General features: G+C 39.7%; 28 protein-coding genes. 14 read left to right on the top strand and 14 right to left on the bottom strand.

All coding sequences use genetic code 11. The features are described 5' to 3' along the window. Window positions 1–5: 5 nt before the first annotated feature. The gene (locus ACWATA_RS08215; protein WP_028414477.1) at window positions 6–557 is read left to right on the top strand and encodes a helix-turn-helix domain-containing protein; all 552 of its coding nucleotides are present in this window, start codon (window positions 6–8) and stop codon (window positions 555–557) included. A 38-nt stretch (window positions 558–595) separates the two neighbouring features. Here the strand turns inward: ACWATA_RS08215 and ACWATA_RS08210 are convergent, their stop codons facing one another. Both ACWATA_RS08210 and ACWATA_RS08205 read right to left on the bottom strand, forming a co-directional pair. Next, window positions 596–1,279: a TerC family protein gene (locus tag ACWATA_RS08210; protein ID WP_028414478.1), complete on the bottom strand. Its 684-nt coding sequence runs from the start codon at window positions 1,277–1,279 to the stop codon at window positions 596–598. A gap of 272 nt (window positions 1,280–1,551) precedes the next feature. Next, window positions 1,552–2,535 (bottom strand): LacI family DNA-binding transcriptional regulator, encoded by a 984-nt coding sequence (locus ACWATA_RS08205; protein WP_028414479.1) that lies wholly within the window; start codon window positions 2,533–2,535, stop codon window positions 1,552–1,554. A 160-nt stretch (window positions 2,536–2,695) separates the two neighbouring features. Here ACWATA_RS08205 and ACWATA_RS08200 point away from each other — a divergent pair, with 160 nt between their 5' ends. Both ACWATA_RS08200 and ACWATA_RS08195 read left to right on the top strand, forming a co-directional pair. Continuing rightward, window positions 2,696–3,175, top strand: coding sequence for an RrF2 family transcriptional regulator (locus tag ACWATA_RS08200; RefSeq protein ID WP_045294225.1), 480 nt, complete (start codon window positions 2,696–2,698; stop codon window positions 3,173–3,175). A gap of 18 nt (window positions 3,176–3,193) precedes the next feature. Continuing rightward, window positions 3,194–3,577, top strand: coding sequence for a nuclear transport factor 2 family protein (locus tag ACWATA_RS08195; protein WP_028414480.1), 384 nt, complete (start codon window positions 3,194–3,196; stop codon window positions 3,575–3,577). A gap of 37 nt (window positions 3,578–3,614) precedes the next feature. Here ACWATA_RS08195 and ACWATA_RS08190 read toward each other — a convergent pair whose 3' ends face one another. After that, the gene (locus tag ACWATA_RS08190) at window positions 3,615–4,439 is read right to left on the bottom strand and encodes an SPL family radical SAM protein (RefSeq protein ID WP_063247365.1); all 825 of its coding nucleotides are present in this window, start codon (window positions 4,437–4,439) and stop codon (window positions 3,615–3,617) included. A gap of 446 nt (window positions 4,440–4,885) precedes the next feature. Between ACWATA_RS08190 and ACWATA_RS08185 the strand changes: the two genes are divergently transcribed. After that, window positions 4,886–5,014, top strand: coding sequence for a hypothetical protein (locus ACWATA_RS08185; protein ID WP_255219776.1), 129 nt, complete (start codon window positions 4,886–4,888; stop codon window positions 5,012–5,014). Between the two features lie 141 nt (window positions 5,015–5,155). Beyond that, entirely contained in the window at window positions 5,156–5,680 is a 525-nt protein-coding gene (locus ACWATA_RS08180; protein WP_033580515.1) for a hypothetical protein, read from the top strand. A 141-nt stretch (window positions 5,681–5,821) separates the two neighbouring features. Here ACWATA_RS08180 and ACWATA_RS08175 read toward each other — a convergent pair whose 3' ends face one another. Continuing rightward, the gene (locus ACWATA_RS08175) at window positions 5,822–6,262 is read right to left on the bottom strand and encodes a cell wall hydrolase (protein ID WP_013083968.1); all 441 of its coding nucleotides are present in this window, start codon (window positions 6,260–6,262) and stop codon (window positions 5,822–5,824) included. Window positions 6,263–6,351: 89 nt separating this feature from the next. Then, on the bottom strand, window positions 6,352–6,870 hold the full coding sequence (locus ACWATA_RS08170; protein ID WP_063247366.1) for a dihydrofolate reductase family protein: 519 nt from the start codon (window positions 6,868–6,870) through the stop codon (window positions 6,352–6,354). A 91-nt stretch (window positions 6,871–6,961) separates the two neighbouring features. On the opposite strand from ACWATA_RS08170, the gene ACWATA_RS08165 reads away from it, so the two are divergent. Then, a complete protein-coding gene (locus ACWATA_RS08165) occupies window positions 6,962–7,897 on the top strand; it encodes a helix-turn-helix transcriptional regulator (protein ID WP_063247367.1) in 936 nt (311 codons plus the stop codon). A 71-nt stretch (window positions 7,898–7,968) separates the two neighbouring features. On the opposite strand, the gene ACWATA_RS08160 is transcribed toward ACWATA_RS08165, so the two are convergent. Together ACWATA_RS08160 and ACWATA_RS08155 are read right to left on the bottom strand one after the other, a co-directional pair. Continuing rightward, the gene (locus ACWATA_RS08160) at window positions 7,969–11,118 is read right to left on the bottom strand and encodes a bifunctional cytochrome P450/NADPH--P450 reductase (protein WP_473049760.1); all 3,150 of its coding nucleotides are present in this window, start codon (window positions 11,116–11,118) and stop codon (window positions 7,969–7,971) included. Between the two features lie 26 nt (window positions 11,119–11,144). Beyond that, window positions 11,145–11,723 carry a TetR/AcrR family transcriptional regulator gene (locus tag ACWATA_RS08155; RefSeq protein WP_028414486.1) on the bottom strand — a complete coding sequence of 193 codons (579 nt, stop codon included), beginning with the start codon at window positions 11,721–11,723 and terminating at the stop codon, window positions 11,145–11,147. A 303-nt stretch (window positions 11,724–12,026) separates the two neighbouring features. Between ACWATA_RS08155 and ACWATA_RS08150 the strand changes: the two genes are divergently transcribed. Next, window positions 12,027–12,395, top strand: coding sequence for a nuclear transport factor 2 family protein (locus ACWATA_RS08150; protein ID WP_394531916.1), 369 nt, complete (start codon window positions 12,027–12,029; stop codon window positions 12,393–12,395). Between the two features lie 69 nt (window positions 12,396–12,464). Here the strand turns inward: ACWATA_RS08150 and cotJC are convergent, their stop codons facing one another. Genes cotJC through ACWATA_RS08135 form a run of 3 tightly spaced genes read right to left on the bottom strand, consistent with a single transcriptional unit; the run spans window position 12,465 to window position 13,561 of the window. Then, window positions 12,465–13,034, bottom strand: a complete 570-nt coding sequence (cotJC, locus tag ACWATA_RS08145; RefSeq protein ID WP_025751043.1) for a spore coat protein CotJC — start codon at window positions 13,032–13,034, stop codon at window positions 12,465–12,467. 21 nt (window positions 13,035–13,055) lie between these two features. Then, entirely contained in the window at window positions 13,056–13,316 is a 261-nt protein-coding gene (locus ACWATA_RS08140; RefSeq protein ID WP_025751042.1) for a spore coat protein CotJB, read from the bottom strand. Next, on the bottom strand, window positions 13,313–13,561 hold the full coding sequence (locus ACWATA_RS08135; protein WP_033580510.1) for a spore coat associated protein CotJA: 249 nt from the start codon (window positions 13,559–13,561) through the stop codon (window positions 13,313–13,315). The genes ACWATA_RS08140 and ACWATA_RS08135 overlap by 4 nt, the downstream gene beginning before the upstream one ends. A gap of 203 nt (window positions 13,562–13,764) precedes the next feature. Between ACWATA_RS08135 and ACWATA_RS08130 the strand changes: the two genes are divergently transcribed. Further along, on the top strand, window positions 13,765–14,127 hold the full coding sequence (locus ACWATA_RS08130) for a hypothetical protein (RefSeq protein WP_033580509.1): 363 nt from the start codon (window positions 13,765–13,767) through the stop codon (window positions 14,125–14,127). Window positions 14,128–14,506: 379 nt separating this feature from the next. On the opposite strand, the gene ACWATA_RS08125 is transcribed toward ACWATA_RS08130, so the two are convergent. Both ACWATA_RS08125 and ACWATA_RS08120 read right to left on the bottom strand, forming a co-directional pair. Continuing rightward, window positions 14,507–15,136 (bottom strand): LysE family translocator, encoded by a 630-nt coding sequence (locus ACWATA_RS08125; protein WP_473049759.1) that lies wholly within the window; start codon window positions 15,134–15,136, stop codon window positions 14,507–14,509. A 27-nt stretch (window positions 15,137–15,163) separates the two neighbouring features. Continuing rightward, window positions 15,164–15,997, bottom strand: coding sequence for an AraC family ligand binding domain-containing protein (locus ACWATA_RS08120; RefSeq protein ID WP_168761020.1), 834 nt, complete (start codon window positions 15,995–15,997; stop codon window positions 15,164–15,166). Between the two features lie 202 nt (window positions 15,998–16,199). Here ACWATA_RS08120 and ACWATA_RS08115 point away from each other — a divergent pair, with 202 nt between their 5' ends. From ACWATA_RS08115 to ACWATA_RS08090, 6 genes are all read left to right on the top strand, one after another. Then, window positions 16,200–17,021: a sensor histidine kinase gene (locus ACWATA_RS08115; protein ID WP_028414492.1), complete on the top strand. Its 822-nt coding sequence runs from the start codon at window positions 16,200–16,202 to the stop codon at window positions 17,019–17,021. Beyond that, complete coding sequence (locus ACWATA_RS08110; RefSeq protein WP_033580507.1) at window positions 17,022–17,663, top strand: response regulator; 642 nt, start codon at window positions 17,022–17,024, stop codon at window positions 17,661–17,663. It begins immediately after the preceding gene. Between the two features lie 134 nt (window positions 17,664–17,797). Next, window positions 17,798–19,177 (top strand): PepSY-associated TM helix domain-containing protein, encoded by a 1,380-nt coding sequence (locus ACWATA_RS08105; RefSeq protein WP_168761021.1) that lies wholly within the window; start codon window positions 17,798–17,800, stop codon window positions 19,175–19,177. Between the two features lie 29 nt (window positions 19,178–19,206). Next, a complete protein-coding gene (locus ACWATA_RS08100; RefSeq protein ID WP_473049758.1) occupies window positions 19,207–19,671 on the top strand; it encodes a FixH family protein in 465 nt (154 codons plus the stop codon). 191 nt (window positions 19,672–19,862) lie between these two features. Then, a complete protein-coding gene (locus ACWATA_RS08095) occupies window positions 19,863–20,234 on the top strand; it encodes a NucA/NucB deoxyribonuclease domain-containing protein (RefSeq protein WP_372454473.1) in 372 nt (123 codons plus the stop codon). 163 nt (window positions 20,235–20,397) lie between these two features. Continuing rightward, window positions 20,398–20,742, top strand: coding sequence for a DUF1516 family protein (locus tag ACWATA_RS08090; RefSeq protein WP_028414497.1), 345 nt, complete (start codon window positions 20,398–20,400; stop codon window positions 20,740–20,742). Between the two features lie 39 nt (window positions 20,743–20,781). On the opposite strand, the gene ACWATA_RS08085 is transcribed toward ACWATA_RS08090, so the two are convergent. Both ACWATA_RS08085 and ACWATA_RS08080 read right to left on the bottom strand, forming a co-directional pair. Then, window positions 20,782–21,375, bottom strand: a complete 594-nt coding sequence (locus ACWATA_RS08085; protein ID WP_473049757.1) for a hypothetical protein — start codon at window positions 21,373–21,375, stop codon at window positions 20,782–20,784. A 152-nt stretch (window positions 21,376–21,527) separates the two neighbouring features. Then, window positions 21,528–22,184, bottom strand: coding sequence for a TetR/AcrR family transcriptional regulator (locus ACWATA_RS08080; RefSeq protein WP_430048450.1), 657 nt, complete (start codon window positions 22,182–22,184; stop codon window positions 21,528–21,530). Window position 22,185 lies beyond the last annotated feature (1 nt).

The following is a 22,185-nucleotide window of genomic DNA, read 5'->3' as shown; positions in this document are numbered from 1 at the left end:
CAACAATGGACGCGATTCAAGATATTATTGCTAAAAATCTTGTTAAACTACGAAAAAATCGAAATTTGACGCTTGATCAAGTTTCTGAATTAACAGGTGTGAGCAAAGCAATGCTTGCACAAATTGAAAAAGGTAAATCCAGTCCGACAGTTACTACGCTTTGGAAGATTGCGAACGGCCTTCAAGTCTCTTTTTCTGTATTTATAAAAGAAGACACTCCGGATGTGCAGAAAGTAAGCATAAAACAGCTAGATCCCATCACGGACAACAAAGGTGATTACTTAGTGTATTCTTTTTTTCCTTATCACCCGGAAAAAAAGTTTGAAATTTACATTGTCACATTAAAGCCCGGATGCGTGCATGAAGCAAAAACTCACTTAGGAGATGAATACTTACTTATTAAAGAAGGAGAATTAACGGTTCGTTTTGAAAGTGAAGAACATGAATTAGTCTCAGGAGACGCTCTGCATTTTTCAGGAAATACCTCTCACAGCTATATCAATTCATCTGAAGAAGAAGCAAGCTTTTTTTTACTTATGCACTATCCCGAATCATGAAAAAAGAGCGTACGGATCATCCGTACGCTCTTTTTTTATTAAGCTGCGTGGGCTTGTTCTTTTTTCATTTTTTTGTTTTTCATGTATCCAATACTTACAACTGCAATCGTTAAGATAACTTGAACAGCAAGATGTAAAGCTGTACTTGGAACAAATCCACCAATAATTTTATCTTCAACAATCATTTTTCCAGCAGACCATGCGAGCATCGCCGCTCCAGCGTAAATGATAATCGGAAATTTTTCCATTGCTTTCATAATAAAGCTGCTTCCCCAAATAATAATCGGAATTGAAATTAATACACCAATCATAATTGGAACAAATTCATGAGCTACACCAGCTAGAGCTAATACGTTATCTAATGACATGACCGCATCTGCGATAATAATCGTTTTAACCGCACTCCATACCGTTGCTCCACCTTGAGGGTTATCGCCGTGTTCGTGATTATCGGCTAATAATTTATACGCGATCCAGACTAGCATCAAGCCGCCGACCGCTCCGATTAATGGAATTTTTAATAATGGGACAATAATAGCCGCAAATAATAATCGAAGACCAATCGCGCCGCCTGTTCCAATTAAAATCGCTCTTTTTTGTAAGTCTTTTGGTACGTTACGAGCCGCCATTGCAATCACAATCGCGTTATCTCCGCTTAAAATTAAATCAAGAAAAATAATTTGCAGCAAACCTTGCACTGATACGCCAATTAGTTCCTCCATAGTTACCTCCACCTTCTCTTTTTATGTAACGTTTCTCCTCTAAATGTCCGAGCCTTTTCCTCCTTTTTTATAATTGAATACAAAAAAGACCCTTACCAAATAAGCGGTAAAGGTCTTGCTAACAACATAATGTCGCCAACAAAGCCGAGAGATAATCTCTGTAATGACGACTTTGCTGTTAAAGCTACTCCCCTTTAGGAGATACGTTCAATTATTTGTTTGTATTTACACCATTCATACTATAGCATCTCCTACATTCTGTCAATCATTTTTTATGTAAAACGATTGTCAACGCTTTCTCTTTCAATCAATTCATAGTTTGAAAGTGTAAGCTTTTCAACTTCTTCGCCGTTAACTAGCTTGATAATTCGCTGTGCTCCCATTTGACCCGCTTCTTTATAGTAATATTTTACGGTTGTTAAGCTCGGATGAATCACACCTGTAATTTCATAGCCTCCAAAGCCCGTAATGGATACATCTTCAGGAACGCGCAGTCCGTTTAAATAAGCTGCCTTTAACGTACCAAGCGCAATGTTATCGGTCGCACATACAATCATGGACGGGTTAAATTCTTTCATCACTGCCGTAGCTGCTCCGATTGCATCGCTCATGTTAAAGCTTGTTTCATAACAGCGGATCTCGCAATCGCTGTCTTTAAGACCTTGCTTTACCCCTTCTTTTCTCTTTACACCTACAGCTATGTCTTTTTCAGTTACGCCTAAAAAAGCAATTTTTTTATGCCCTTTTTCCCCTATGTACCTTCCAATGTCGCATGCAGCCTCGTAATCTTGGTGAATTAAACTGTGAACTTCTTTATGCTCTTGTCCAATTAGCAAAACGGGAATTGAAATCGTACGGAACGCTTCCAAATGAGCTTTTGTAATCTGAACGGCAAGCAAAATAATACCGGCTACCTTCTGCTTAGCCAGCGTATAAATATTTTCAATTTCTCTTTCTAAATCTTGATTAGAATTGGAAACAATCATTTGGTAGTGGTGGTCTCTAAGTTCTTGGTCAATACCATCTAATGTGCGGGAAGTCGCAAAAGAACCCATGCGAGGAACAATGACACCGATGATATTTGTTTTTTTTGCTTTTAAGCTTTGAGCAAAAGCATTTGGGCTATAGTTTGTTTCTTTAATAATTCCTTCAATTTTTCGTTTCGTCGCATCGCTCACAGATCCTCCGTTAAGGTAGCGGGATACAGTGCTTTTTGCTACTCCTGCAAGCCGAGCGATATCTGCAATAGTTGTCATTCTCTCATCTCCGTATTTTGTTGCTGCTTCTTTCACAGTATACACGAATATCGCGTGTATATTAAGTAACTGCTTTACTTTTTGATTCATAAGCGGTATGATAACCTAAACATGGATAATCATTATCCACATTGTACACATATGGCAGGAGATGATGTTTTTGCATATGAAAACAGGCGTTGAGCAATCGGTGTATGCCATTTTGCTGCTTACGTTTTTACCTGAAAAAGCTGTGCTGCCAGGAGATGTTATCAGCACTCAGCTTGGGGGTTCGCCTACGTATTTTCAAAAGCTTCTTCGCAAGCTGGTTAGCGCTGATTTACTTGCTTCCGTTCCTGGTAGCAAAGGTGGATTTCGCTTAAAGAAAACACCGGAAGAAATTCGTATTTATGACGTATACGTAGCCATTGAAGGCAAGCAGTCTCTTTATTCATCAAGCGGTATTTTTCACGATATGCTTAATTTAAAAGACAAAGATATTTGCTTATTATCCGATTTAATGGAAGAAGCCGAATCTTCGTGGCAGTCCATTTTAAAACGGCAAACCATTGCCACGCTTACAAATGAAATTCATAAAAAATGTCCAAAAGAAAACCTGGATAAGCTAAAAGCAACTGTAGAAGAAAAAATGGTGCTGTAGCACCCAAAGGAGATTATCATGGAAAACTTAAATAGATATTTTGATTTATTCGATCAATCACGTACAAGCGAACAAGCATTTGAAGAATTGGTGAGCCTTTTTTCAGACGATATCGTATTTGTCTTAAACGGCCACGAAAAGCAAGGCATTGAAAACTGGAAGCTGTTTGTGAAAATGGTTTTTAAAGAAAATGCTGATATTAAGCATATGTTCGAAGGCTGGAAAGCAGTTGAAGGTACGGACATGTTTGAAACGCCTTGGGCAGTATGCGGAAAACGTGCATCTGGCAGCGTATTTACTCAAACAGGAAAAGATATTGCTAAGCTAGATAAAAACGGGAAGATCAGTTATTTAGAAAACGTACCTGATGACACAAACATGTTTGATACGTATAAAAATTAATATGGAGAAAAGAAGGGCTATATAGGCCCTTCTTTTTTTACGGTGCAAACCCTTCTTGAGAAAGATAAATCATCGAAGAAGGATAAAATTTTTCAAAATAACGAATGGCTTTGATATGAATGTCTTTGTCATACCAGTCTAGGAAACCGTGCTGATCAAATAGTTCTGGCATCCCTAGCCTTTTAGACGTTTTGCCTAAGGAACCGTCTCCTAAGTACAAGGTATCAATGCAAATTCGGTCCATCATTCCTTTTATTTTCTCAGGAAATTCAGGCGTGAAAGGAAGCATTGGAGCAATGGCTACTTGCGTTGAAATTCCGCTTTCTTTTACTTCTTTCAACGCATTCATACGAAGTTTCATCCCCGGAGCATAAGGAGAAAAAATTTGTTTTACATCTTCTCGGTCCGTTTCAACAGTCATCGATACGCGAAGATCACACACTTTTTGAAGTTCTAAAAGCAAATCAATATCTCTCGTCACAAGGGGAGACCTGGTTTGAACCAATAAAAAATCAGGTGGATGATTGATCATCGTTTCTAAAAGGGCGCGCGTGATGCCTGCTTTACGCTCAGCCGGCTGATAGGGGTCTGTCGCTGAAGACATAAAAATGCGCATCGGCTGCTCTTTTTTTCGCAGTTTTTGTATTTCTTTTTGATAGACTTCAGCTGCGTTGACTTTCAGCTCTAACCACGTCCCCCACTCCATTTCTTTAAAACGCTGAATTGGCAGTTCTCGCACGTAGCAAAATTTGCAGGAGAATGTACATCCAGCATACGGATTTAAACTATGAGTATAACCGGATGCCAAAAAGCCGGTCGCTTTTGTTAAAATACTTTTCGAAACCACGTCTTTTTGGTTCATCTTTCTCACCTCTTTGTCCAATAAGTATATCAAGTTCACAAATGAAAAAACTACTTTCCACATGGAAAGTAGCCCTCTATGTTTTCAACTCATCAACTTTGATTTTCTTTTTTTTCACTTGTCGTTTCAAGTAAAGAGGTTAAATATGAATTTAACTCAAATTGGTCCTTTTCAATAAAATCAGATAATACCGGCTGCTCTTCTTTTCTCATCTTTCTCCACTCCCTTTGTTTTTTATGTATGTGTTTTCATTCATCAATGGATAAAAGTAATGTACTTAACTCTACCCGTATTAAAACAAAAATAATCATGGTATTTTATACTATTTTTTAATTTATGCACGTTTTATTTGTATATTTTTTACAATGTAACGTAAATTAATAGCAAGATTAGTAAACGTATAAACTTGATTAACAGCTCACTTCATAGAAGGAGGAATGACAAACATGAATCATGAACAAAAATCTACGCTGTCTCCTGTTTCACAAGAGCAGCAAAGCCCCGATACTCAACTAACGGAAAAAGAAGAGCGTATGCCGGAGTATACGCATACTTCGCTTAATCCAGACTCATAGAACAAAAAGAGAAATGCCTCGGCATTTCTCTTTTTGTTCTATACTTTTCTTCATTAATCATGACGTTGAGACAAATAAAGGTAAAGATAATGAACATGGCGAATGAGTACCATTATCTATTAATGACAAAGGAGAACGAGCATGAAGAAAAAAGTGATGGGAGCAGTTTATGCTCTTTTAACGCTGTTCATTTTAAGTGCCTGCAGTACCGAAGACGTTGTGACAAATAATTCAGATCCAAAAGTTTCTGTTTCTACTACAGTTAAACCGCTGACGAAAAAAGAATTTAGTGAAGTTGGAACATCAGGGTTAACAGGCCCTTCTAAAAAAGATTTTCACAAAGTACATATGACTCTTACTTTACGCGGTACGAACTACCTGTCGGATATTCAAGTTAAGCTACCTAACTATAAAGAAGCTTTTAATAACATGAAAGACGATCAGCAAACAAGATATTGGTTTGGCAGCGGTGCAGATGAAGAGCAAGAAAACAAAAACATCTATACAAGGGAATTTGTCCTTTATACGAAAGGCTTAACCGATAAGCAAATCAAAGATATTTTAGCAGCAGCTAAGGTAAAGACGTCCTGGGTGGTAAAGGATACAAAAGCGAAGGATCAATCCGAATTTGCAGCTGGTAAAAACATAAAATTTGAAGCAAAATGAGACATGCACCAATTAGCAAAAGCCCTCTTTATGAAAAGAGGGCTTTCTCTTATTATATGAAGAAGAATTACCTTGTCACCTGCAGCTAACGGTTTGGATTTGAGGCCAGACTCTCAAAGCGCAGCATATCTTCTAAGCTATCTACCCGTTATAAACGCTAGCGCATGTTCCAGGCTTTGGCTCATAGTAGCAATGATTTTTGTATTGACCAGAAGCGGGTTGACCGTACCATGTTGGAGGGCATGGAGCGGATGGATTAAAGTACCACAGTGCATATTTCCCCGGGTGTTCTCTCCAATAATCCAAATTCTTTTTGGCTAACCTTTTTTCAACACCTCTTGCTCGTTGATAAAATACATTTCCTTTTTGAACAGCCTCGAACGAATAGTTGCCTCCCTGCACCTGATAAATAACTTGCGGAACGGATCTTAAATTCTTGAAATCTAAACAGTTTGCTTTAAGGCGATTTACAATGACATTTCCAACATACAGCATGCCTTGTTTTCCTTCGCCTTCAGCTTCTGCTCTCATCATCCTTGCCATTAAAGCAACGTCTGAATCTCGATAATTTACTCTTGGCATTTTTTCACCCCAAAAATATACTATGAAAAAAAGCCGGTCTTGATGTCATTGTCCCTAAAATAACAGTAATTGAATGCTCCGCAAAAGGCTTATCCTCTTTTGTAATACAGCTGAGCAATTTGTCCGTACTGCTTCATATTAGTGAGCTTGAAGTTCATTTCTGGAATTCCTGGCTTAAACAATGGAATACCATCTCCAAGCAAAACGGGAATAACCGATATAATAAATTCATCCACCCTCTTTGCTTTTAAGAAATCAGCGAGAATATCAGCACCTCCCACCAGCCATATTTTTTTCGTATCTTGATTGAGGTTGTGGAGAAATGACGCCACGCTTTCGTTTATAAACTCCACATACTGATCTTTTCCTTGAGCTGAGCGGCTAAACACGTAGCACTTTTTATCGAGATACGGAAACTCGGGTGTGAGCTTCAGCACGTGATCGTACGTAGCCTTTCCCATAACGACCGCATCACACGTTTGATAAAACGCTTCGTAGCCGTTGTCTCCCTCTCCTTCTACACTTTCTAGCCAGTCAATTTCTCCGTTTTCTCTTGCGATATACCCGTCTAAGCTTGCGGCAATATATACGACGATTTTTTTCTTCATTCCCTTTTCTCCTTTCAACTTTACTGTTTCTGTATGATATCATCTTAATACGACACTTTTTGTCATATTAAAAGAAAAAAGGTGAAAATAAATGGCTAAGTCTAGACGGCTTGTTGATATGCTTATGTTTATTAATACAAAAAGAACGTTTACGGCAAAAGAACTAGCGGAGGAATTTGGCCTTTCTGTACGGACCGTTCAGCGCTATTTGCTGGACTTAAGTGAATTAGGACTGCCTCTTTACAGTGAAAAAGGACGGAGCGGTGGTTACAGAGTGTTAAAAAACCGTATTCTCCCTCCTATCTTGTTTACGGAAGAAGAAGCTATTTCGATCTTTTTTGCTTATCAAGCTCTGCAGTATTATCATGACCTTCCGTTTGATGCAGAAATTCATGCGGCTCTTCAAAAATTTTATGTGTACCTGTCTGAAGAAACGAAGAAAAAAGTAGATAAAATAAGTGCTCATATTGCGTTTTGGAATCCTAAAAGAAACTTAGACACTCCTTATTTAAAAGAGCTGCTAGAAGCAAGCCTTACAGGAAAATATATTAAATTTCTTTATGATTCAAAGACGGGTCAAACAAGAAAAGAAGTCAAACCCCTTGGCATTTATGCTCATAACGGCTTGTGGTACTGCCCTGCTTATTCCTGCGATAAGCAAAAAGTATTATTGTTTCGAGCAGATCGTATTCACTCGTTAAAAGTTTTAGAAAAAGACGAAAAGATGTCTCTTACGTTAAAAGAATGGCTTGAGACAGAACCGGTAAACTCACAGCCGATTTCGTTAAAAGTAACCTTGACGCACGAAGGCGTTCGTCAGTGTAAAGGCGTTCCGTGGCTTGAAAATCATGTGAAGGTAGCGGAAGACGGGGGCGGCTATATCGATACGATAACTGATGGAAATGAATTAAACTACATGGCTTCTTTTTTCTATAACTTAGGTGCTCATGCTTTAATTGAAGAACCTCAGGAGCTAATTGAAAAAATTTGCTGTCACGCAGAAGAAACGCTAAGGCGCTATAAATGAGGTGGGTTTAGTCATGTCTCAATCTGGCTATAAAAAATAACCTCCGCTAAATAGCGGAGGTTATTTTTTATTTACCCAGCCCACACGTCTTTTGCGTATCGGCCCTTTTCTTCTAGCTGCTGCAGCCATAAGCGAGCGTCTGCTTCACTTACTTCATGAACATCAGCATAGCTTTTAATAAGCGTTGCTTCAACGTCAGGTGCCATTTGGCTTCCGTCTCCGCAAATATAGAAGTGCGCTCCTTGATCAAGAAGTTCAATCAATTTCGTGCCGTCTTGTTTCATAACATGCTGAACGTATGTTTTCGGCTGATTTGGTACGCGTGAAAAAGCGGTATGAAGCGTAATGACACCTTCATTTTGTGCGTTTTCAAGCTCTTCTTGATACAGATAGTCTTCATGAGGTGAACGGCAGCCAAAGTATAAATGCGCTTCTCCAAGCGACTGTCCTTGTTCTTTTAACTGCTTGCGAGCCTGCACAAAGCCTCTAAACGGCGCGACGCCTGTTCCTGGTCCGACCATGATAATCGGTGTTTCAGGATCTTTTGGCAGCGTAAAGCCTGACTGCGGTGTGGAAACAAAGCACGTAATTGTATCTCCTTCTTGCAGCTCAGCAAGATAGTTCGACGCAATTCCTTTATATTCTCCATATCCGCTCCACGCCTCTCCTGAGACGACGCTAACCGTGATGCTTGCTTGTTTTTCATCGACGCGAGGTGATGAAGAAATGGAGTAATAGCGCGGACGCATGCTTGGAAGAAGAGCGATAAATTCGCTGAATTCCATTTCACACGCCGGATATTTTTCAAGCAGTTCAAGCATTGTCAAGCGTTTTGCCAGCACCTTTTCTTTGTACGGTTGCTTTTCAAGCAAGGCTTCAAGCTCCACTTTATGCGGCGGGCAGACCGTTTTAGCAGCCATTGCGCGAAGCTGTGTGCGCGTAACAGGATCTTGAAGCTCCACATATTGCAGAAGCTCTTCTACTGATACGGTTTTACCGAGTGGCAAATGTGCTAATTTTTCTTCTTCAGCTTCCAAACGGATTTGCTGTGATGCATCTAGACCGAACCGTGTCGTTACACGATTTACTATTCCTTCATAGTTGCGAGGAATAATACCTAAATGATCTCCTTCTTGATAAGAAACTTCTTTTGGAAGCTCAATTTCAAGATGACGCGTGCTTCGTTCACTGCCTGGTTTTTGTAGTTCTTTGCTTGCTACAACGTTCGCCGAAAAAGCACCGTGCATTTTCGCAAGCGGCATGTCCGCAGCGCTGTCGACAAATTGAAGTGAAAGCGTAGATTTATTATCTTCACTGTTTTCTATGTCGAGGTTAAAGTAAGCTGCTACGTCACTCCACATATGTTCACGCCATTCTTCGTATGTGCCTTCAAAGTCGTCGCTTGCATCTGCTTCGCCGCGTTCAGCTATGTTTTCTGCCCCTTTAGCTGCAAGCGTTTCATCGATAAAAGCAGGCACTTTTTGATACGTAGTAGCCCAGTTTTTATCGCCGCATCCAAATACGGAGTAGCGAACGCCTTCGACTTCATCAGCAGACGCTTGGTCTAACCAGTCGACAAACTGCTTTGCGTTATCAGGTGGATGTCCGTTATAAGAAGCCGTTACAATTAAAACAGCTCCTTCACGCGGAAGATTTCCTGCATGGGAATCAAGCGTTGCAACCTGAGGTGCGAATCCTTTGCTCATCGCAATATCTGCTAAATCCCTCGCCGTTCCTTCAGCTGTTCCCATATTTGAACCGTATAACACAAGCAGCGGCGTATTATGAGCGTTCTCTACCTTTTTGCGTGCTTTTTTAGCAGGCTGTTCCGTGCTAGGTGAAGGAATGCCACCAAGCGGAATTTTTTTTGATTTTGCTTTTACAACAAAGCCTTCAGGTTTTAACGTTAAAGTTTCTTTAATATCCATCTCGTAGTTTGTATGATCTTCAAAATCAAAATGTTTTAGCATCATACCAAGTACAAGCGTTGCTTCATGAAGAGCGAACTGCTGACCGATACACGCACGCTGACCGTTTCCAAACGGTTTAAACGCATGCTGCGGAATCGCGCTTGGATTTTCAAAACGCTCTGGGCGGAACTCTTCCACATCGTCTCCCCAAATCGTTTTATCACGGTGAAGCTGAGGAATTAGAACCATCAGTTCATCGCCTTTTTCTAACGGATATTCTCCTCCAAGCACCGTATCCTCTTTTGCATATAGAGAAAATGCAGGAGCTGTCGGCCATAAGCGCAGCGCTTCGTTTAAGACCATGCCGACGTATTTAAGCTGTTTCACTTGTTTATAGCTTGGAACAGGATCTACTAAAACTCGTGCTGCTTCTGCTGCTGCTTTTTGTAATACATGTGGATTTTTCACTAAGAAATACAGCGCAAATGATAAAAGACCACTTGTTGTTTCGTGTCCCGCAATTAAGAACGTAATAATTTGATAGCGAATGTTCTCATCATCAAGCGGCTCACCTGTTTCTGGGTCTTTTCCGTTTAGCATATGCGTTAATAAATCATCGCTTTGTTCACCGCTTGCCTTGCGATCTGCGATAATTTTATCTACTAGATCGTTCATCACCTTAATATCTTCTTGAAACTGACGCTTATTTTCATCGTAGGCAGGATCATCTGGATTTGCTCGCTGCAGCTTGTTCATCGCTTCGTCCAGTGCACGAACCATACTTGTAATAAACGGGTGCGGCTGATCGCGATAAAAGCTGTTAAAGCGGTAATTAAAGCCGCAAAGACCGATTGTATCAAGCGTTAAGCGCGTCATATCTTCCGGTACTTCAATATGCTCATCTGCATTTAGACGCTCCCACTTTTGAATAAGCTGCACGGCGATATCGACCATCATCGCGTGATAGCCTTTCATCGCTTGCTGACTGAAGCTTGGAAGTAAGATATTATGCGCTTTTTTCCAGTTTTTTTCGTGCGTCCAGCTTGTAAATAAACCGTCTCCTGCAAAATCACGCACAAATTTAAGCGCTTGACTTAAGTTTTTATCAAAGCGGGATTCATCGCATGCTTCTTTAATTAGACGCTGACTGGATAAGTAGCGCGTCACACGTCCAGGCGCTTCAAATTTAAAGATTTCCCCTAATTCATCTGCAATTTTCATCAGCGTTTGAATCGGTTTATCTGTGTTTAATAACGGTAAGTTTTTAAGCTCTCCAAATGTTTTTGGCTGAGGCATTTCTTTAATTGTCATGTTATCCCTCTTTCACTTGTTAAGTTTCATGATTGTCTGCTAAGTGCTGCCCACAGACTCTCTTCTACGCCGGCAAGAAGTTCATCAGTTAAAGATAAATAGTCATTTTCAATCATTTCATATACTTCCATAAAGCTTCCAAATAAAATAGCAATGAGCGCATTTTCAGGAAGGTTTCTAATAATGCCTTGCTTTTGTCCTTCTCTGAAGAACGTGCAAACAAATTCCACCAGCTTTTGATAGGCTAAGCGACTCTCTTCTGTTAAAAAAGCTCCTTGACTATGAGTTTTAATAAAGCCAAGCGCACGAGGATGATTTTTAGTGAATGTCACCATACCTTCAAAGATATGATGAAATCCATCTCGATATCCTTCTCTTTCGTTAGCCAGGCCGCTTTCAATACACTGTAAAAACTCGTTTACATGCTGTTGAAATAATTCATTTACAAGGCTTTCTTTATTTTTAAAGTAGCGATAAATTGTTCCTGCTCCTACTTTGGCATTTTCTGCAATCATTGGCATCGTTGTTGCATCAAATCCTCTTTCTGCAAACAGCAGAAGCGAAGCAGAAAAAATCGCTTTTTGTTTTGTTGGAGTAGATTCCACTTTATCACCTCTTTCCAAAGACGGAATGAACGTTCATTCCGCTACAATTACAAGTATAAAAAACTGCTTCTTAATAGTAAAAAGATAACCAGACAAGTGGAAAGAAAAGGTTCTTTCAATCTAATTTTATACCATTTAAAGGTAAATAATGGAGTCTTTCAGAATATTTTATGCTTACAGAAAATTAGTCCGCTTATCCCCTTGATTAACATAATTTAACACAACCTATTAAAGGAAGAAGTTTAAAGGAAAAGTAAGGTGGAAATAGAAAAGGGTTACACAAGGCGTAAAGGAGGATTAAAAATGAACCAAGCAAGAGTGATAGAATACGAAGAAATGCTTCGCTCAGCCATGCTTTCTAATAACGTAGAGTTATTAGAAGAATTACTTTCAGATGAGCTTATTTTTGTGAATCACTTTGGGCAATGGTTGTCAAAAGAGCAAGATATAAATGCTCATCGTTCAAAAAGTCTTGATATAGCGGGCATCGAAGTGTTGGAACAAGAAATTAAAATGTTTCAAGAACTTGCCGTTACGGTTACAAAAGTAGCGTTAAATGGGTCGCTGGCAACTGGTGAATCTATTGGAGGCGAATACTGCTATACGCGAATTTGGAAAGATGTTGAAGGAACATTAAAGGTTGTTTCTTGTCACTGCAGTTCTAGCGCATAATCAACGCTGCCATAATAAAAAACATCCCTCCTTTCATTTGCATTCGCAAAGAGGGATGTTTTTTGCTAGTTAAAAGATTTTCTTCCTGTCTCTGTCATCTTTTAAAATCTCCACGGCCTCACGGAAACGCTGTGAATGAACAATCTCTCTTTCTCGTAAAAATCGTAAGCTGTCGTTTAAATCAGGATCATCTGATATATCAATTAACCATTGATATGTAGCTCTTGCTTTTTCTTCTGCCGCTATGTCTTCATAAAGATCTGCAATCGGATCTCCTTTTGCCTGTATATACGTAGCGGTAAACGGAACGCCAGCAGCATTATTGTAATAAAGTGCACTATCATGGTTTACATAGTGTTCTGTCAATCCAGCTGCCTTCAGCTGCTCCGGCGTTGCATCTTTTGTTAGCTTATAAATCATCGTCGCAATCATTTCAAGATGAGCAAACTCTTCTGTCCCGATATCGTTTAGCAGTCCAACAACTTTATCGGGAATGGTATAGCGCTGATTCAAATAACGAAGTGCAGCTGCAAGTTCTCCGTCCGCTCCCCCGTACTGTTCCATTAAATATTTGGCAAGCGTTGGATTACACGTACTTACTTTAACTGGATACTGCAATTTCTTTTCATACACCCACATATAGTTCCCGCCTTTATCTGCTTATATTTGCCATGGCCAAGGGCTTGTTCCCCAGCTCCACTTCCCGTCGGTATAGCTGTTTCCATACTGCTGGAGCGGCCCGTACTTTGTTTCAAAGTTTCTTTTTAACTGCATAGCCTGCTGCGCGTATTCGTTAAACTGCTGCATAGCCTGCTGGTCATTTGGATGGGTATCTAAATACAGCGTTAATTCTACAAGTGCAAAATCAATCGCCTGTATTTCTTCTAAATCCTGATAGTACTCCGGAGGTAGTTTTTTCATTCTTCATCCCTCTTCTTATCTTTGTATGGATTTTCATAGTAGTCCCAAAAAGCCGGCCACAGCGTTCCTTTTTTTAGCGCTTCTTTCGGTGAAAACTGCTGCAGATTCGCGGGCTGAAATCCCATGTATAATTGAGGCGGCGTAGAATAATATTTAACTCCTATCGGCCGGCACGGATCATAGATACTGTGGAAAGGTTGATAGGTCTTAACCGGTGTAAACATCTTTTTTGGATTGTTATCCATGAAAAGTCCTCCTCTAAAAACACACTCTGTTTTATCCTATTCAGTTTTTATCGAGTTCATGAAGGAATTCATTCCCGACTTAAGAACCAAACTTTTCTTCATAAAAAAGACCTATGTAAAAAAAGCTATAGTTGCCCAATCCCTTTAGGCAGCTTTCTCATACTTTATAAAATAGTGATTAAGAAAATAGAGGTGCTTAAAAAATGGACATTAATTACATGGATTTTTATTTTTACCCAGCACGATTTCCTGGACCTCAACTCCCGCCCGGTCCACCTAGACCACCAGGCGGTTTACCTACACCTGACCCGCAGCAAGCTCCAACTTCCCCTCCGCCGGCATTTATTCCAGCTCAGCAAACGGCAACTCCATTTGCTGTTGACCCAGGAGCCATTTCTCTTTGTCTATTCCGCAATACGTTCATATGGCTTAGAAACGGCTCTAGCTTCTGGTATTTCCCTATTTTTGTAGGACCGCGATCGGTTGCAGGATTTAGATGGAACGGACGTTTTTGGACCATTTTCGGTGTCGATACACGACAAATTGTTTCGTTTACGTGTTTTTAAACGTTAAGAAAAGAGATTGAGATATAGCTAAATCAATACAATTTAAAGACGATAAAATTGAATACATGAACTAGTATCGGTGGCTTGTTACACTGCTGTTGATTTCCGTGCATGGCTTCGCTTTCCGCGGGCGGCCGGTGAGCCTCCTCGTCGCTTGCGCTTCTACGGGGTCTCACCTGTTCCGCTTTTCCCGCAGGAGTCTTCGCCTTGCCCTCCAATCAACAGCTAGAAATAACTGAATAAATATACGAAGGCTATGTTCACCATACTAATAAAAAATCCGAACGAGTTTGATTCTCCATCAAGAATCAAACTCATTCGGATCTTCCTTCAACTAACATATTTTTATCCCAGCCTCTTTTTTGCTTACTAGCTACTATTACACGATTGTTCTTATTCCAAAACCAATCAGCAGCACTCCGCTGCATCTCTGAAAAGCTTTTTGAAACATCGGTTTTTTAAGCCATTTTTTCACGTAATCTACTACATACACTAAGATTAAAAACCAACTTACCGCTATGAGGGTAAGAATAAAACCAAGCATAAGCAGCTGCTGATTCGTGTGAGCATCCAAGTTGATAAACTGTGGCATGAATGTAATATAAACCAATACCGTTTTAGGGTTAAGAAAATTACTAAGAGCTCCCTGTATGTATGATTCTTTATAGGCGTGATTAGATGAAGGCTTAACAGCTTTTTCTTCTTCTGAAATGTGCTCCAATGAGAGCGTATTTTTTGTCAGAAATACCCTGATACCTAAGTAAAATAAATACGCGGCACCTATATATTTAATGGTGTTGAACAGATACACCGACTGCGCGATAGCAACAGACAAGCCAAGCACAGCAATTAACGTCCAAAACGTGAGGCCTGTAGCCATGCCGAGTATGGTAAAACGTCCTGCTTTTGCTCCGTGATGAAGCGTATTTTTCATGATAAGAATCGTATCAGCACCAGGTATCATTGACATAACCAGCACCATCAGCATATAAGCAGCTAAATGATCCACAGCTCTTCTCTCCTTTTTAAGCTATTACTAGCATTCTGTTTTCTTTTCACTTTCAAAGATTTTCATGTATTGTTTTGGCGTTAGCCCCACCTGACTTTTAAAAAATCGAGTCAAATGACTTTGATCACTGAATCCAGTTAAAAAGGAGACGTCAATCGGTTTTTGTCCCTGTTCTAGAAGCTTTTTAGCCTGATTGATTCGAACTGTTTCTAAATAGCTGTATGGAGAGATTCCTTTTTGCTTTGTAAAAGAGCGCAGCAGCCGGTATTTGCTCCATCCAATTAGCTGACTTAACTCATCCAGCGTGATCTTGTTTGTATAGTTGTCTTCCAAATAGCTGCAGATTGTTTTGATTTCATAAGACGTGTCAGCAGCTGACGAAAAAAAGGAAAGGTTTGAATGATCGTGCATGAGTTCTTCTAGCAAATATAAAAATAACTCTTCTTTCTTAAACTCATGTTCACCATTTAAAATTTGCAAATGAAGCTCTTTTAAACTAGAGACAGCCTCACTTCTTTGTACCACATTGCTGTTAAAACGCGGAAGACTTTCACTGCCGTTAATGTCAAAAACAGCTTTTTTCATCGCGTCTGGCGTTACGTTAATACAGCGATAATCAAGTGTTTTGCCGTCTATTTGTTCACAGCTATGAACATCATACGGATTAAACAGCAGCAAATCGCCTGGATTAATGATGTATTCTTTGCCTTGGCAAATTAAATGACGCTGACCTTCTTCAATAAATCCAATCACATAATACTCGTGAAAATGAGCAGGAAACTTTTGCATAATTCCTTTAAAACGGTAAGCTTCAATATGTAAATCAGCGTCAACGTGCGCTGTCCGAATTTCTTTTGCCATTAATAAATCACTCCTTGTCACATCTTAAGCTTTTTAACCATACCATTGACTCGAGAATTTTTCTTGTATGATATTGCAGATAAGATTTTCTTTATTCACTTTATCCACTCACCCCTAAGAGTGATTTCTCTTCTTTCCTCTAGTAATTTTCCGCTCAAATGATAAAATATAGACACATTTTATGGATGAAAGAAGGGATACCGTGAAATATAGACAAATTAAATGGCTGATTTTGCTTCTTCCAACTCTGACCATCGCACTTTGGGAGTATGTTCGCCATGCCTTTTTGCTCCCTTACATCTCAATGGACATGGGAAATGTTCTTTCTCCGCTGCTTGTCTTTTTTGTAACGCTTGTGTTTGTCCGCTATTTATTTTCTATTTTAGAAAAAATGCAAGAGGAACTAAGGCAAGAAAAAGAAAAGAAAGCTGCGCTTATTGAGCGTGAAAAATTAGCTCGTGAACTGCATGACGGCATTGCGCAGTCGCTGTTTCTCCTATCTGTTAAAATGAACAAGTTTGGAAGAAAAAACAACTTAGAGCAGGATCCTGATTTTATCCGAATGAAGCAAACTCTGCAGCATGTTCATGACGATACGCGCCAAGCGATTACAAATTTAAAGCACTCTCCTTCAGACTCTTCAGAAAGCTGGACTGAAAGCATTCATCAATACGTCGATGATTTAACACATACTCATTTACTAGATGTCAATTTAGATTGGAGACTGTCAGAAACAACGCTTTCGAGAAAAGAAAAAAATGAGCTGTTTGCCTGTGTGAAAGAAGCTGCTATGAACGTCATTAAACATGCAAAAACAAATAAAATCTGGATTACAGCCGGTGAAACGGCAGGCGGATGGATTTGTGAAATTACAGATTTCGGTATAGGTTTCACCTCTGAATCTCTTAAGGCCGGTCTTGGCCTGCAAATTATGAAAGATCGTGCCAAAGATATGAACTGGGACTTTTCCATTCAACGAAAACAGAACCAGACCATTGTTAGTATTAAAAAGGAGGTTACGTAAATGCAGCCGTTTCGTATTTTGATTGTAGATGATCACGCTCACGCAAGAGAAGGCATTCGCGATATTTTAGAAGAATATGAAGATTTTATGATTGTTGGCGAAGGAACCAACGGGCAGGAAGCAATCGAACTAACCGAAAAATTAATGCCTGACATTGTGCTAATGGATATTAAAATGCCTGTGATGAATGGATTAGAAGCCACAAAACAAATTAAGCTTCAGTTTCCGTATGTTAAAATTGTGGTCATCACGGTTTCAGACGATATTACGGATTTGTTTGATGCGCTGAAAAAAGGCGCCCAGGGCTATTTGTTAAAAAACCTGCAGTCTGAAGTGTGGTACGACTATTTGCGTGCGTTCGCTTTAGATGAAGTTCCTATGTCAAAAGAAATTGCGTTTCAAATTTTAAAAGAGTTTCCGCAGGAAACATCGATTACAAAGCCAGACACTCCCCTTTCTGCACGGGAGCTTGAAGTGCTTCAATTAGTGGCTAAAGGGCTGTCAAACCGCGATATCTCGGCGCAGTTATTTATTTCTGAACACACGGTAAAAAGCCATTTGAAAAATATTTTAAGTAAGCTTCATTTAGAAAACCGCGTGCAGCTGACAAGCTATGCGTTTCAAAATGGCTTAATGAACTAACAGCTTTCACGAGCTGTTTTTTTATTACCCCCTTCCTCTTATAAACCCCAACAATCACTCTCAGGGGTGATGGCTAATTCTCCCTTTCCTTCTATAATAAAAGCACGTTAGTTAGTAAAAAGGAGGAAAAAACGATGCAGGAAAAGCGCGAAGAATCAGCAAGTACAACGAAAAAAAGCACGGCGCGTTCTCAAGGTCTATACAAAGCCATATGGCGCTGGCATTTTTATGCAGGTTTAATGTTTACTCCGTTTCTTCTTATATTAGCTGTTACGGGCGGGATGTATTTATTCAAGCCTCAAATTGAAGAAAAACTGTATCACGACTTCTATCATGTACAAGCTCAGTCACAGTCCGTATCCCCTTCAGCACAAGTACAGGCTGTAAAGGAAAAGTATCCAGACGCTGATGTGTTGACGTATAAGCCCAGTGATCGCTCTACTCGTTCTTCAGAAGTAGGAATTTCATTAAAAGACCATACATATACGATGTTTGTTAACCCTCACAATGGTCACATCATAGGAAAAGTAGATGATTCCAGTCGCTTGATGAATCAAATTGAAGAATTTCACGGAGAGCTGATGGCGGGAACAGCAGGTGATCGTATCGTAGAACTTGCGGCCTGCTGGGCAATTGTCTTAATTGTAACCGGCGCTTTTTTATGGTGGCCGCGCAAAAAAGACAAAATAAAAGGCGTGCTGATTCCTCGTTTTTCAAAAGGTAAAAATGTACTGATACGTGACCTTCATGCAGTACCGGCCTTTTGGATTTCAGCCGGGATGCTTTTTCTTGTACTAACGGGACTTCCGTGGTCAGGACTGTGGGGCAATGCGTTTCAGCAAGTCGCCACAAACGCAGGTGTTGGGTATCCTCCGTCTGTTTGGGTAGGCAGTGCTCCTACTTCAACCGTGCAAACAAAAGATGTTGCGGACGTGCCTTGGGGAGCTGAAACGTTAGAAGTGCCAAGCTCCACAGCTTCACAATATACAAAAGTATCGCTTGATGACATTGTAGGTATTGCAAGAGAACAGCATATGCACGACGGCTACACCATTTCTATTCCGCACGACGCTCAAGGTGTGTATACGCTCTCCGTTTTTTCACCAAGAGCTCAAGATGAAGCAACCATTCACCTTGATCAATATACCGGAGCTGTGTTAGCCGATTATCGGTACGACAACTATGGATTTATGGGCAAATTGATTGCGCTTGGTATTACGCTTCATAAAGGCACACAGTTTGGATTTATCAATCAGCTTATGGGCCTTATTATTTGTATCGGAATTGCTGGTATCGCTATCAGCGGAGCCTTACTGTGGTGGAAACGAAAACCAGCTAAAAACATGGGGGCTCCTAAAGTTCCTGAAGGAAATGCAATGCGAATCGTGACGTGTATAATCGTCGTGTTTGGTATCCTCTTTCCTTTAGTCGGACTGTCTTTGATTATCGTGTGGCTTTTAGATTTTTTTGTTATCAAACGAATTCCAGCATTGAAGCGATTTTTAAACGCATGATTGATGAAACGATGTGAGGTGCAGTGACAATGAATAAATGGAAAATGTCCGGACTAGTCATACTCAGTACGCTTGTGCTTTCCGCGTGCTCTGTAAACAGTGACGCAGACCAGCTCTACAAGCAGCAAAAGCCTCTGTCGGCGCATGTGATGCTTCCTGAAAATATAGAGCCACAGAGCACACAGGTACTAAAAGTGCACGTAATGCAAGAAAATAAAACGGTGGATGACGCCAAAATCGTTCAGTTTAACGTGTGGAAAAAAGATGCTCCCGGTAAAGTTGAAACAATAAAGGCACATTATGACGGCAGTATGTATAAAGCAAAAGCTGCCTTTAATGAGGATGGTATTTACTATATTAAAACCGATATTAATGCTCGCGGTGAGCACATTCTTCCTACTCAGCAAGTCGCAGTAGGCAAATTATCAAAAGAAGAGTTACGTTCACTGCAGCCAGCTGAAAAAGAAACGCATCATCACCACTCTCATCATTAGACATAAGCTCACGTTCAGCAGCTGAACGTGAGCTTATGTTGGTCTTATGAATTCTAGCTAGTTCCATTATATGTTTTTACATTTTTTTCTTATTACTTTACAATAAGAGTGATAAACGTTTTATAAAGGAGTTTTACAGGTTGAAAAAAATTGTTTCTGGTATTTTAATTTTAGTAATAGCCGTTATTGTTATGATTGAAGGAAATCCGTTAGAGCAGAACTCTTCAACGAATCCCTCCTACGATGAAGTAATTACCTTCCCTGCTGATCGTTATCCTGAAACTGCAGCGCACATTCAACATGCAATCGATAAAGGAAAATCGGCTGTTTGTACAATCGATCGAGACGGTGCTGAAGAAAACCGCCGTGAGTCTTTAAAAGGCATTCCGACTAAAAGCGGCTATGACCGAGATGAGTTTCCGATGGCCTTTTGTGAAGAAGGCGGAAGCGGCGCAGATATTGAATATGTAAAGCCTTCAGACAACCGAGGCGCCGGGTCTTGGATTTCACATCAAGTAGATGAGTTTCCAGACGGTACGAAGGTTTTAATTGAAGTGAAGTAAAAAGAATGGTCATTGCGACCATTCTTTTTTTATGTTGAAAGCCTGTATAAGAAAAAGAATAAAAAAGGAAGAATTGTTCTTGCCTAAAGATACCCTTCACTTTTAAAATAAAAATGTATGTTATACATATATGCATCATCGTTTTATAGGAGGAATGAGTTTCTTGGACAATCTATGGCAGCAGTTACTTCCTGCCTCATGGCAATTAACTTTATTTATTTTCTTTTTTGTCTATATCTTGCGCTACAAACAAGAGAATAAATTCAGCATGCAGCTTCACGTGCTGCTTAAGTTTCTTTATGCCGTTATTTTAATTTTAAATGCGGTGTTGTTTTTAGTGGAAAGTCAGCGCGATTTTCTTTTTTATGCAACGCTTTTCATGAGTATCCTGACAATTATTTTGATGGAGTTCACGCTTTCTGCAAAAAAACAGAACGAGCTTGATTTTATTTCAGCCGTTTCTTGCTGTGTTCTTCCGATTTTTATTTCTTTACTTGAACTTAGTTAATGAACCAAAGGCCTCTGGTGATTCAGAGGCCTTTTTATGTTATTGATCTTTGTTGTTACGATCCATCATATCTTTTGGATCTTCTACAATATCTTCCGGATCACGGTTGTTGTCTTTTTCATCATCTTTATAGATGTTGTCATTTTTATCTACACCAGGTACGTTATTGTTGTTATTCATATTGTCTAAACCCGTGTTGACAAACGCCACGTATACTTTGTCAATTTTACTATCTGCTTCTCTCACGCGGTCCGCAATTTTTTGTTCAAAATCAGTTGAAACTTCATGATAAGTATCGCCGTTATACGTTACGGTGTTCACCTTGCCGTTATCATTGTTGTCCGCTGCGTCATTTCCAGCTAGGTCTACTGTTACATAGGCGTTGTTATTATCACGAAGCACATATGCATCATCAACTTTCTTCATATCTTCTACATTTTGCGCTGCTTCAACTGACTTGGTCGGCTGATCGGTATTATCCATTGGGATATTGTTATCAACTCCGTCGTTTGTAGAAGTGTTGCGTAAATCATTTTGAGTATTGTCCATTGCGTTATTGTCTTTATTTCCTCCGCACGCAGCTAAGCCAGAAAGAAAAAGAACTGAAGAAGCAATGATAAGTCCTTTTTTCATTTTTTCCATCTCCTTAAATATAGTTTGCAGTCGTATTATGCTTAATTTTTGCAAAACTATTCAAAGGAGACGAAGAAGTGAGTACCTTTTTTCTCACTATACTTACCGCTGCTAGCCATACGATAAGGAACATTTCAAGATTGCAGCTGTACTTATTCTCCTAATAGCTTCCGAACGGCTATTGAAAGCGTATTGACATGCCGTTCTACGTTTCCCGCCTCAGCAACTTGTTTCTTTTCATCGACGTTGTAAACCGGCGCTGGATTTTGTGTAATTCCGTTGATCGTTGTAGCCATAAAAGCTAGCAGATCATCTGTTGGTACAGCCGGAGAGAAATTCTTTACTTCTATTTGCTGCGTAATAAAGTCGTGAAGTTTTTTTTGAATATATTTAAGGTTAGAGACTTCAACTAGCTGATCTTTAATTTTCATAAAACGCTGAGGGTCTTTTGAATACAACGCTACTAGTTCAAAGTAAATTTCTCCTCCTGCTGTCATCGATTCTTGGATATGCTCTCCAATATACATAATAAAATCATGCAGCATTTCAAAGGAGTCTTTCTTTGTCTGAAGCAGGGCTTCAATTTTATCTTTTACTTTATAGCTGACGCTTTCTTGATTAAGAAGTCCGACAAATACTTCATCAAGGTTTGAAAAATATTTGTACACGCCTCCTTGACTCATTCCAGCTTCCAAAACGATATCTCGCATGGCTACATCATGCACCGGTTTGCTCTTGCATACTCTTTTGGCTGCTTCTAAAATCTCTTGCTTCTTTTTTTCAGCGTATCCTTCCCTTACTTTTGGCATT

It is taken from the genome of Priestia sp. USM5, assembly GCF_058323215.1.
Note: the sequence above shows the minus strand (reverse complement) of the source record. Positions and strands in the feature narration are given on the sequence as shown.